The following is a 10985-nucleotide window of genomic DNA, read 5'->3' on the forward strand; positions in this document are numbered from 1 at the left end:
TACCCCATATGAATAGCAACATTATCACCACCTCGTGCCTATCCCTTTCTCCGTTCTTCGCCCCGGCACCAAGCCGTTCCGTTTTGTAATTGATGCCACAGCTGTAACGCGAAGAAATAAAAAGCCCGCTTGCAACGACTAAAGCGGGCTTTTTTTTATTCATACTGCATATGATTAACGGTATATCCACCGTTCAATAATCCCATCAGGTACATCGAAATCATTGTCGCGGAAGAAATCCTTTTCGTATTTTCTGGCCTGCGGCATCGTCTTGAGTACGAAGAGGATGGCATCCTCCTTGGAACTGAACGAAGTCCGCGTAATGACGTGATCCGGCGCGTGAATGTGGGAGAGTGCCAGGCTTTCTTCGGTTCCTGGCTTACACAAATCACACCAGTGCTTATGCCAGAATGTCTCACCATTCTTCTTCAGCTTCGCCCCTGGTTCACCGGTTGGCGCTGGGTTAATAACCACCTCAAGAATATCTACCGGCTCATCTGCATCTCGCGCCGCATCGCCGAGCAGTTGATCGATAAGCAACTCCCCGGCTGAACTGACCAGGTTGCTGGCTATCGTGAAGCGACGGTGTAAGCCGCGATCTGCCTCTTGCTGAATCAGCGCTATCTGCGATTTAAACGATACCATATGCGTAAGCACAGCATGGTTAACGCCGAAATCAGGCCCATATGTCTCTATGTTTCGGTCTGCGCTAAAAGGGGCCATGTCCGGGCGCTGTTTTGTGCAAAAGAGACCCAGACTTGTTTTCTTATTGGCAAGATTATCGAGCTTACCCTCTTTGACCTCGTAATTTGAAATCAGACGGTGGGCTACCCGGGCCTTGAGTGCCTTATCATTCAGATTCTGATAGATATACTCGACCGCAGAGCCGCGTGTACCAAGATATAAGTATGACCACTCCTCACGGTCGACAATAAGACCAATCGGGATCATCATTACTGGCTTTTGAACGATCCCGCCAGTCGGTCGGTAGAAGTTCATTTCTTCAAAAGCATTAATCCACAATTCTGCCAGCTCGCTCAGACCTTCCTGGTTGCTGGGATTCAGACGCTTGAGAGTCTCACGGCCCAGTTCAATGTCTGCCAGAGCTTTAAGTTTCCGGTCGTAGCTTTCAAATACAGACTTTAACCCTTTCCACTCATCCACCAGCGGCCATTCTTTGAGGGTGCATTCAGATACGCTCAGTTCGTTAACCAGAGCCCATGAGCGAGATACCTCTTTCACACCGGTACGCGTCAGACTCAATACCACACGTATAGCCCATTTGTGTTTCTCAGCTGCATCGTTTCGTTCTTCAGCTCGTGGGGCTACATACAGGCCCAGTTTGCCGTTTGGCATTACCACAAGCCGTAGAGGAGAGTTTCCAAGTTGCTCACAGTAGCATTCAATTTGCGGGATGCTTGCATGACCTCGCCATGCAATTAAATCCATCATGGCAAGGAGCGCTTTCCATTGCTTCTCATCTTCCAGACCACTTTGGAGGGATGCACCTCGGTTTGCGCAGCGCCACGTCTGAATCGTTTTATCTACAGCCGCAACCCGGTCATTTTCGTCACCGATGTTCCCGGCGTTTAAAGCCGCCAGCATTTTGCTTCGGTATTGTTCTTCATGCGTTTCTTCCAGCTTCAGCAGTGCCGCAAGTTCTTTGAAGAGCCGGATGTAATAAAGATGGTTAGCCCGGATACGCCGGTTGTGAATGTAATATTCGAGATCGGCGGATTTCACCGTGTCCAGGCAAAGATAGCCAAGGCTATCAGAGGTTCTGAATTTTGAGAGGCATACCTTGGCATTGAATTCTCGTTTGTCTGACTTCGCATTACGGCTGTAGGTGTGCTGAACGACTGGCACATCAACGTAGATCTCTTCATTCTTCTGGTATGCCACGCTGGTACTACGGCTTTTAACGAAATCAACCGTGAATGAATGTCCCCGGTAGCCGTTACCTGAATCATCCTTAGCTGCCCCGGGTGCGGTAACCGGATTAACGACCTGTCTCCACTCACAAAAGACGCGTGAACCAGAACGCAGGTGCTGGTTCGCCTGCTTAATGTAGGACTCCAGCGATGGTCTGGTATCGGCCTCCGGGTCACTCAACAGACCGGTTCCATCTGCGTCATGAATAAAGCGGCAATATTTCTCCTGGAAGTCCATCGAGATGAAATTAATGTTACTACTGCGATCATAGAATTCGCCAAACAGGCGCTCACGCTGGTCGAGCCCGCAGCAAAGGATCAGGAAACGTTTATAGTGCAGCGCCATCTTTTCATGCGCCCGCAGCCGGTCAGTGTAAGCTACATCGCGGAAGGTGATGCGAGAACCGTCAAAACCGCGAAAAAGCGCGTCCTGCTCGTCACGTTCAGGGAACAGCGTATGAGCGCCCAGATGAGATTCAACCGGGCTGCATACCTGGTAAATATTTTCGCCGTCTCGTACCAGCAGGAAGACACATCTGTTTTGAAAGTCTTTGGCCGCAGCCTCCCACGGATCCTGATAATTGACGTGCCGTCTGGTGACGGCCATAACCAGTACGCAACGTTGGGTCGGGAAAATCTGCTCGATTAGGCCCGGGTGTTTTTGCAGTGCCTGGTCGAATAAATCTGCTTTGGTGAAATCGAACCAGTCTCCCAGATCCAGATAGACAGCGAGCTCCTCATCCATCAGTAGCTTTTTCTGGACAAATGTCAGAGGAATGTCGCTCGGGGCTGAATTGCCTTTGATTATCGTGTTGACGACAACATCTTTGCCGATGAAAAGATCCAGAGACGCAATCCCTTTCATCAGCGATTCAACGTTCTCCCTGCTCTCTTCGAATGCGGCCAGCTGCGCCGCAGCCATTTCCTGGTAATAGGGTACGACGGCCTGAACGGCCCTGGTAATTTCGTTATTCTTACCTTGTAGCCATTCAGATTGTATGACGGCCAGTTTATGTCCATGCCGAGCCGCTTCCATCATTCCCTTAATGCTTTCCTCATTGACACCGGATGTCAGCGCATTTTCTAACGGGCCGGTGGCGAGGTTTGTGTACTGGTCAATCGTCGCGGGTAGAGTATTGAGTTTGTTCTCGCTTTTTTCTGTCTGCTCTTTTTCAAGGCGTTCCGCAATGATCTCTTTCATGCGTTCAGGGTTTGTCATCGCCTCGGAAAGTTCAACGGTCAGCTTCTGAGCCAACTGCTGGCAGGCCTGCACTTCACTTTCGCGGACTTCTTTCGAGTCAGCAGCAAAGGTGAATTTGTTAACGAAGTCATCAAACAAAAAGCGGTGCTGAGTGAAGCTACGGGTAGTGCCACAAGTGCGGCCAGATTCATCGGTATATTCAAACCGAATGTGTTGGCCATGTTTTGATGGGTGGGTGCGCAGAATGACCGTATGCAGTTTGTTGTCGACCCAACGCAGCGATTCAATCAGCAGTACTTCGGAAGCGGCAATGTTCTCTTCAGCAATGGCTTCATTTGCCCGCCAGTACTGACCGCCTTGAAGAGAATGGAAACGTTCAATTCGCTCTACCGGTTGTTCAATGCGCACGATACCCGTCATTATGATCTCCTTCCCCCGGCTTTAGCCATGTTGCCGCTATTGTACTAGGACATGGTGTTTCTAATGGCTTAAATGGGGGACATATTGTTTGTGATACTTTGATTTTATCGTTGGGGGGGCAGGTGACGAATAGCTCTGGGGGATGAAAGGCAACGAAGAGTTGCCTTTTACGAAAAGGAAGATGCAGTACGAATTGCGGGTGGTCAGGAAAGAGGGTTTACCCAGCCTTTTCCGGTCTCGAACTGAATTTTGCCAGCCTTTCTTAGCGCCTGTAACCGCCGGTCAAGAATGCGGAATGGCATCGGCTTATTCCTCTCCTCATCAGCGAGTCGGGAACACTCACCAGCTACGTCTGGAAGCATAATCAGTGAAAATGGAACCGGCTCTTTGCCGAGTATTTTCATGATCGCACTGTCCAGAACGGCGTACTTGTTTTTAGCAACTTGCATGTTCACTGTCCCCTCTCTCTATAGCGTGGTGATCGGTTCGCCTGATACCTACGGAACACATTCCGGTGGGACGGCCTTATTTTTATCCTGCCAACGTAGAGCAGCCTTAATACACTGCTTACACGTTATTTCACATACGTAAGGCCCGTACTCACCATCACTATGGGTGGCTGGGTTAACCCAAAGCTTGCCGTTACTTCCACCTGCGGCGGTGCAAAGAAAATCCCCTTCATTTCTGACCAGGCGCCCATCACGTATGTCCTCAAGTAAAAGCACGTGAATCACAGTTCGCCGGTTTATACCGTTACCGCTACTGTTTTCCGTCAGCCCGGAAATCACCGATTTGAATCCGCTTGTCCATCGTACCGGAAGATACAAACGAGCGTTTCGCTCTTGCGCCTGTTGCATCAGCTTCATATCGAGAGCGGCCTTTTGCTGTCGTTCTTCTTCTTGCCGTGTCAGACGTTGTCTGGCCTGTTCCTCTCGTCGGGCCCGGCTATCAATCTCAGTTTCAGCTTTAATATCGAACCGGTCAGGTGTAAGAAACAAAGTCGCACCTACCGGAGGGAGTGTGCCCTCCACCAGCAGCAGGTTATCCTTTGTTGCTTCCACATAAACTGTTCCAACCTCGGTAACCACACCCGTTTTATCTTTTTCCCCCCGGAACCAGAAGGGCGATGGGTAAGGAGGGTATTTGAGAACGATCATAATTTTTCCTTTCTGAAATACCGCATCGAGTTAATTTACTGGTTGTCAGAACGCAGTAATGTTATTTCTGATTTTGTTCCCGGTACTTCATTACGATATCCATTTCCTGTTGAGTTAATCCATTCTGAACTGCGGCCCGGCCTTGCCATATGTGAAAGAGCACCTCAAGAAAGACCCTTTCTTCTTCCTCTGATACTGAACCACTTGAATCAGGTGAGTAATCATCTTTCATAAAGCTATCGAACAGAACTCTTTCGCTGAGCCCCGCTATAGCAGGTTGTTCGCTGTGGGTCAGCCAACCGTGATGCCACGAAAACATGCAGTAGGCTGCTACATCACGTGGATCACCTTTTGAAAGGTGTCGGTGGAGCTCTTTGAGGCATTCATCCTTCCAGTCAGATTTTGCCCATTCAGCCCCACGACCATACTTCTCCTGGGCCCGGTAAAGCTTACCCGCCATCTCAGAGGCGAAGTTAACTACAAGCTGAGCTGTTGCATCGTGTAAACCAGCAGGGATCTTTACGAGGTGATTTGTGAGGCCACACTCATTGATAACTACCCGCAGACCACGCTTTATCTCTTCAACATCATCGGAACCAATTGCACCCTCACCAGATGCCGCGTGGAACGCGTAGGCCATTGCGTCCGTTATTTCTACCGATGAATCAGCCTTTTCGCCTGACGTACACGTTTCTTGAACCAGCTCGCCCTTCTGTTTGTTGTCCAGCAGACTAATCATGGTGTTTTTAAGTAACGTTGCTTTTTTGACGGCTTCCATATTGCCGTTCTGCAAAGCGGTCGTAATCTCAGTATCTATCTCGTTAATGCCTAGCTGAAGCTCTTCAGCACTGGCATAGAATATATTTACGATTTTTGTCTGGCGCATTAATTTTCCTTTTCAATAATTTTATGTCCAAGAGAATCAAGTATTGCAATAACTTGGTCTCTGGAATATGCAGGATAACTATGATCTGCAAAGCAACATGCAGGGGGTGGCAGTATGATTTTTTGTGGGCTTTTATTTCTTAGTTCCTTTAACTCCAATAATATGCTGAGTAATTGAGACGCTTTCTTTTCCATCGCATCAGCTCGGCTTGGGCTGATAAGTGCCCTCTGCGCATATAGCAGTTCAGTTGTAGTCTCAGTAATCATCGAGTCGAGTTTTGCAGGTGTCAGTTGCTCCATTTTTCCACCGGTTATTAATGCAATAATTGAATTCAGACCGTCTCTTTTGAATAGACAACGTTTTTAGCGAGTTCGAATACAAAATCGCTTACGAAGGTAAAATCGCGCCATACCAGCACACCATCTACCTTATGCCGCAACTCAACCTGAGTGGATGTGTTGCTATACTTAGTGACCTTGATGTCCCAATCAATGAAACCACCAGCATTCTGAAGTTCAGTGACAGCGGCTAGGTTTTCCTGTTGCTTCAGGTTGTAGGCCTCGTCTGAGTCGTCGTTCTTCACAAGCTGGATTTTTTTGAATACCATGCGGAATCGGTCGGCCAGAACTTTGCCACGCATTTTTTCAACATCATTAAATACCTGCTCGACGTATGCACTCATGGTTTTCCTCGTGACTTTAATGATAGCAATTACAAAACCCGTATAGCCTGATTAGGCTCTGTATTTTTTAAAAATTAATCCGTGAGTAACATTATTAACTGCATTAAACCTACGACGAAATTTAAAAGAAGACAAAATGTGCTTGAATTTAAGAAATATTGAATTCGTTTAGTTTATCTGTTAAAAAAATACTGCTATTGAGCACCAAAAAAGGTGTCTTCTTACAGCGGAAACAAAAAACGCTAGAAAGTTACTTTTTCCTCATTGGAAGGCTTTTTAAAAGCGTTTCCATCGGGATGGCTTCGACGGATTGTTTCATTTTCTCTGGTTCTACTCCAAGAGATGCCAGCTGCCGGTACAGTACTTCCCGTTCTTGCAGGAGGCTTATCGCCAGCCGTGATATTGCAGCGGCGTTTTCCAGGGCGATTGCAAGGTTGTTTTCGGATGGAAAACTATCCCATGTATCCACTATGCCTTTTGCCAGGCACACGGTTCGCTTAAGCGGCTGAGGAACGTTTAATGGGTTAACGCCGGGTGGCATACCGGACAACTGCCTAATCAGTGCTCTTCCTTTCATTCCATCAGTTCTGTCTGCCATAGCAAGACCTCTATTCGTTGTACGTGGTCACTTCGGCTGAGTAGCAGTGCTGCTGATAACAGGCCTCTGTCTGACCAGACAAAGCGGTACGCAGCATTACGGTAGTTCCGGGTACGGGCGCGGATTTTGACCCGGGCGGAAAATCACTTAGCTCTACACTGATTCCGGCATGACCCGAAAACAGCACTGGGTTTTCACGCATTTTCATGCCGATATTCTGGTTACCATTTGCAATGCGATACATCACTTGTTCGATAGTAATCTGAACAGGTTCGTTGATCCGTAAAGGCCTGTTCCCGTTGCTGCCATTAGCCTGGCTGCACAGCAACAACATAGATGCTACTGTCGTAATAGCAACAGAGCCTAGTGAAAGCATGATTTTCATTATTTTCCCTTTATTCCAGGCAGTTAAGCCGCCTCACAAAATTCACTCTGACCAATGCTTGTTAAACCTGACAATTGCCACAGCCTGATTAACCGCATCATTATTTTGATATGGATCCGTAACGCGTCCGCGTTCTGAGTTGCCAGTTCCTGTATGTGTATCAGGCCAAGGCTCAACTCTTTATGGCTATTGAGTTCATAAAGCGCACGTCGATAAATATTGAACATCTCACGAGCCACCAGCGATTTAAGGACTTCCGGTACTGAAGCACAGTGCGCGAAAGCTCGGGCCCGCTCCTGTCTCCAGTAGCGGCGCAGCGCATTTGATGTATCAGGTTTGTTGCCCACGTCACTCATCACAAGACACCAGGCATTGGTCTGGTTGATCAGGACAGTTTCCAGGCTGTTTTTGCACAGCGTTTTCTCGTCCATAAGCTCGTTATGGCTTTCCTGGCGTAAGACGCGATGCAGCCAGAACCCAAATTCTGTCATGCGGGTCATGTGGTACTGGATGGTGAAAGCGAGGTTAGCCCACCATTTAAAACGAATGATCCGGGCCTCCAGCGTTCTTTTCAGAACATGCTGGTATTTCTCGGTCGAGAGGATGCGAAGGTCTTTTCGAGCTGTGATCCCTTCCATCGACTGGAATCCGGTCAGGCCGAGTCGATGGTAGGTTTGACCACGCTGCATCATTTTGTGATACAAGGCTGACTTACCTTTGCACAGAGATACCGTGCCGAAACGCAGGTAGAACTGCGCCGCGCTCCCAGCGGTGTACGCCCCGCTCTCAATAGCAGATTTAAGGCGTGGGTATTCCACCCATAACACAAAGCTTGCAGACTCTTCATCTACGGTAACTTCGTTATCTTCGCTGAAACTGACAACACGACGGTGGCCGTCTCTTGTCTTGATGACACGTGCGGCGCGTTCGTCATCTCCGCCGTCGAAATAGGTCATTTCCGCAACAGGATCAGCCAGCCCATCAAATAGTGAGTCATCGCCAAATTTCCCCACCTTCAGCCAGACTGCTTTAGGGATTGGGGACTGAGGGACTACAGGCATCGTCGGTTCATCAGTCAACAGATCCAGCTCGCCGTGGGCCCAGACGCGGTGGTAGATCTCCAGTGCCCTAAAAGGCTTGTCATTGAAATGATGGAAAGCCCACATGAAATCGACATGCACAACGGCTTCTTCGCTGACGATGCGGAACTGAGGCCGGGACATGCGACGGTTATGCGCATTGTCTTCCAGCAAGCCGTAAGCGAGTTTCTCGGCAACGTCATCGGCGCGTTGCTGCTCTACGTAGTCGGCGCTACAGCAGATGTGTAACAGACGTTCCAGGAATTTCGGCGAGTATACATCTGGCTGGATCTTAATATACCCACCTTCGTATACCGTGCGGCCCACTGGATGGCGGTCTTCCCAGGCATAACGGCGTTTGGCAATGAAACGCTGAAGCCGGTTCAGGATAGCCATATAGCCATATTTCTCCGGGTCGGCATTCAGCAGGTTTTCCATAGAGCGGTCGAGCCCTACAGCCTGGCAAAGGTAACAGCCAAATCGTGAACCACAGGCGCTTTTTGCTTTTTCAGAACCCGTCCAGACACATTCGCCCGTAGCCTCTTTGTAGAGCTCAGCAGTTTCATTATTGTTAGGCAGGTAACTGGGTAACGCAAAACGAGCCTCATCCCCGGACGATAGCAGGAATTCCCATACGTTCCCCTGATGCCAGTGACGGATCGGATAGAGCTCACCGCCCTCTTTTGTCTGTTTAACGTCTTCAGCGCTCCCGCCTTTTTTTTCGATGTTCATGGCACGGGTTGTGCTCTCTGCATCACGGGAACCCAGCAGCAGACAAACGCGCTGACGAACGGCTTTAGGCAGTCCTCGCATGTACTCGGCACGGGCCCGACGTGCAGGATCGACCTTCAAGTCGATCGAGCACTGTCTGGCGGAACTATTTGAAAATGTTGGCAATCCTCGCCCTGAAAGGATGCGGCCAGTCCACCCAGATGTCAGTCCAGGCTTACCAATTACAATGCTCAGCGGTAACTGGTGCTTTTCAACGAATGCCTCAAGTTCGGCGAGTTTTGTGTCTGCCAGCCAGCGGACGGCTGGATTCTCGATGCCCGTGTCGGTGTGGATCACATAGTGATGCTGGCTGATGTTTGTGCCATTGCGGGTAGCCCTTACCAGCGCCATCAGGAAGAGGTGCAGAACGCACTCAGAGTCCTTTCCTGATGAATACGCCAGGCTCATAGTCCAGCCGTCAGTAAGCGCTTTATAAATGGCGTTTGTGCCGGTGGTGATAAGATTGGCCATGCTCGTGCCAGTGCTGGCATCGACATAATTCAGGTCTTCGTCATTAGCCAGTGTTTGCCAAACCGTATCCCATTTATCCCCGGTAAGGATTGGGGCAAGGGTCGGTTCTGATGTGCCAAAGTCGATTACCTGTTGCATGGTTCACCTGTTTATTTATTCGTTTTGTATATTTATTTAAACACGGGCGTACCAGCTGACGAATAAGGCCAGCGGTATTATTTAATGATTTATTTAGTAATCGGGGATGGAAATAATTGATCAAGACAACTCATTGGTTTGCCAATGGCATTTGTGAGCTTTAGAATTTCTCCCGGCGTAACTGCCTTAAGCATTTCAGAGCGCCCTTCACGGATATATTCATCTACAGACATATTCCGCCATCCTGCTTTTGGTCGATTACTGCAACCTTGCCAGTTTGAATCAGCATTATCCCGACGAAGAACATATACATCGATAGAGCGAGTTAACCCTGCACCGAACGCAGCCTGAGCAGTAATTTTCACTTCAGATCCATCCTTGCGTTTAATGACCTGCGATATACGCGTGATTAACTCTTCAGGTGCGGATGCGTTGTTCTGAGTTTCATTTGTCATAAAACACCTCGTGAATATTGTCCGGTTTGTTTACTTATTAAATCACGAGGCATTCGGGTGACGAAGTGATGTTCAGAAAGATACTTTTCTTTGCTGGAGCAGGCTTAACCGTTGGTTGTCTGGATGCTACCATTCATAAGAAATGACGGTTAGCGTATCACTCACCTGTTCTTTGGTGATCTTTGGTTTTACCGGTTCGGGTAAAATTGTAATCGAAATTTGAATAGTTGCCGTTGCCTGTTGCTTTTTATCACCACTATTTCCCTCATCCTGTGCCAGTGCATTCCATGAAACAACGAATAATAAAGCTGAGAGTATCGTTTTCATTTTACACCTATATAAAAGATTGCTGTCCGTAGAACCATTATCTATCGGGCCAATCAGCTGGCGAAATTAAACAGTCGAAAACCTTTAATTAAATATCAGGATAAGGTCAGGGTGATGCTGCCAACTTACTGATTTAGTGTATGATGGTGTTTTTGAGGTGCTCCAGTGGCTTCTGTTTCTATCAGCTGTCCCTCCTGTTCAGCTACTGACGGGGTGGTGCGTAACGGCAAAAGCACTGCCGGACATCAGCGCTATCTCTGCTCTCACTGCCGTAAAACATGGCAACTGCAGTTCACTTACACCGCTTCTCAACCCGGTACGCACCAGAAAATCATTGATATGGCCATGAATGGCGTTGGATGCCGGGCAACCGCCCGCATTATGGGCGTTGGCCTCAACACGATTTTCCGCCATTTAAAAAACTCAGGCCGCAGTCGGTAACCTCGCGCATACAGCCGGGCAGTGACGTCATCGTCTGCGCGGA

The 10985-nt window shown here is 48.6% G+C and carries 11 protein-coding genes and 1 pseudogene; 1 reads left to right on the forward strand and 11 read right to left on the reverse strand.

Features of this window, described 5'->3' with window-relative positions; genetic code table 11:
- Positions 1 to 174 precede the first annotated feature (174 nt).
- From OGY13_RS21840 to OGY13_RS21890, 11 genes are all read right to left on the reverse strand, one after another.
- Positions 175 to 3552: a hypothetical protein gene (locus tag OGY13_RS21840; RefSeq protein ID WP_286637872.1), complete on the reverse strand. Its 3378-nt coding sequence runs from the start codon at positions 3550 to 3552 to the stop codon at positions 175 to 177.
- Positions 3553 to 3755: 203 nt separating this feature from the next.
- Complete coding sequence (locus OGY13_RS21845) at positions 3756 to 4001, reverse strand: hypothetical protein (protein WP_032951184.1); 246 nt, start codon at positions 3999 to 4001, stop codon at positions 3756 to 3758.
- A gap of 48 nt (positions 4002 to 4049) precedes the next feature.
- Positions 4050 to 4709, reverse strand: a complete 660-nt coding sequence (locus tag OGY13_RS21850) for a DUF8336 domain-containing protein (RefSeq protein ID WP_008786574.1) — start codon at positions 4707 to 4709, stop codon at positions 4050 to 4052.
- A gap of 61 nt (positions 4710 to 4770) precedes the next feature.
- On the reverse strand, positions 4771 to 5595 hold the full coding sequence (locus OGY13_RS21855; protein ID WP_007372328.1) for a hypothetical protein: 825 nt from the start codon (positions 5593 to 5595) through the stop codon (positions 4771 to 4773).
- Entirely contained in the window at positions 5595 to 5894 is a 300-nt protein-coding gene (locus tag OGY13_RS21860; RefSeq protein WP_016241553.1) for a hypothetical protein, read from the reverse strand. The genes OGY13_RS21855 and OGY13_RS21860 overlap by 1 nt, the downstream gene beginning before the upstream one ends.
- A 32-nt stretch (positions 5895 to 5926) precedes the next feature.
- Complete coding sequence (locus tag OGY13_RS21865) at positions 5927 to 6277, reverse strand: hypothetical protein (RefSeq protein ID WP_007372327.1); 351 nt, start codon at positions 6275 to 6277, stop codon at positions 5927 to 5929.
- 250 nt (positions 6278 to 6527) lie between these two features.
- Positions 6528 to 6875 carry a hypothetical protein gene (locus tag OGY13_RS21870; RefSeq protein ID WP_008786575.1) on the reverse strand — a complete coding sequence of 116 codons (348 nt, stop codon included), beginning with the start codon at positions 6873 to 6875 and terminating at the stop codon, positions 6528 to 6530.
- 10 nt (positions 6876 to 6885) lie between these two features.
- On the reverse strand, positions 6886 to 7260 hold the full coding sequence (locus OGY13_RS21875) for a hypothetical protein (protein ID WP_008786576.1): 375 nt from the start codon (positions 7258 to 7260) through the stop codon (positions 6886 to 6888).
- 23 nt (positions 7261 to 7283) lie between these two features.
- A complete protein-coding gene (locus OGY13_RS21880) occupies positions 7284 to 9719 on the reverse strand; it encodes a phosphoadenosine phosphosulfate reductase domain-containing protein (protein ID WP_007372324.1) in 2436 nt (811 codons plus the stop codon).
- Between the two features lie 89 nt (positions 9720 to 9808).
- Positions 9809 to 10174 carry a hypothetical protein gene (locus OGY13_RS21885; protein WP_008786579.1) on the reverse strand — a complete coding sequence of 122 codons (366 nt, stop codon included), beginning with the start codon at positions 10172 to 10174 and terminating at the stop codon, positions 9809 to 9811.
- A gap of 126 nt (positions 10175 to 10300) precedes the next feature.
- Positions 10301 to 10501 carry a hypothetical protein gene (locus tag OGY13_RS21890; protein ID WP_007372322.1) on the reverse strand — a complete coding sequence of 67 codons (201 nt, stop codon included), beginning with the start codon at positions 10499 to 10501 and terminating at the stop codon, positions 10301 to 10303.
- Positions 10502 to 10666: 165 nt separating this feature from the next.
- Between OGY13_RS21890 and OGY13_RS21895 the strand changes: the two are divergent.
- Positions 10667 to 10985 (forward strand): annotated as a pseudogene (locus tag OGY13_RS21895) (IS1-like element IS1B family transposase); the annotation flags it as partial.

Source organism: Citrobacter sp. Cpo045, from assembly GCF_030332875.1.
GTDB classification, from domain to species: Bacteria; Pseudomonadota; Gammaproteobacteria; order Enterobacterales; family Enterobacteriaceae; genus Citrobacter; species Citrobacter portucalensis.

What these genes read in the sequence shown, in the direction of transcription:
- OGY13_RS21840 (WP_286637872.1), bottom strand. Translation starts at nt 3,552, where the DNA reads ATGACGGGTATCGTGCGCATTGAACAACCGGTAGAGCGAATTGAACGT.
- OGY13_RS21845 (WP_032951184.1), bottom strand. Translation starts at nt 4,001, where the DNA reads ATGCAAGTTGCTAAAAACAAGTACGCCGTTCTGGACAGTGCGATCATG.
- OGY13_RS21850 (WP_008786574.1), bottom strand. Translation starts at nt 4,709, where the DNA reads ATGATCGTTCTCAAATACCCTCCTTACCCATCGCCCTTCTGGTTCCGG.
- OGY13_RS21855 (WP_007372328.1), bottom strand. Translation starts at nt 5,595, where the DNA reads ATGCGCCAGACAAAAATCGTAAATATATTCTATGCCAGTGCTGAAGAG.
- OGY13_RS21860 (WP_016241553.1), bottom strand. Translation starts at nt 5,894, where the DNA reads ATGGAGCAACTGACACCTGCAAAACTCGACTCGATGATTACTGAGACT.
- OGY13_RS21865 (WP_007372327.1), bottom strand. Translation starts at nt 6,277, where the DNA reads ATGAGTGCATACGTCGAGCAGGTATTTAATGATGTTGAAAAAATGCGT.
- OGY13_RS21870 (WP_008786575.1), bottom strand. Translation starts at nt 6,875, where the DNA reads ATGGCAGACAGAACTGATGGAATGAAAGGAAGAGCACTGATTAGGCAG.
- OGY13_RS21875 (WP_008786576.1), bottom strand. Translation starts at nt 7,260, where the DNA reads ATGAAAATCATGCTTTCACTAGGCTCTGTTGCTATTACGACAGTAGCA.
- OGY13_RS21880 (WP_007372324.1), bottom strand. Translation starts at nt 9,719, where the DNA reads ATGCAACAGGTAATCGACTTTGGCACATCAGAACCGACCCTTGCCCCA.
- OGY13_RS21885 (WP_008786579.1), bottom strand. Translation starts at nt 10,174, where the DNA reads ATGACAAATGAAACTCAGAACAACGCATCCGCACCTGAAGAGTTAATC.
- OGY13_RS21890 (WP_007372322.1), bottom strand. Translation starts at nt 10,501, where the DNA reads ATGAAAACGATACTCTCAGCTTTATTATTCGTTGTTTCATGGAATGCA.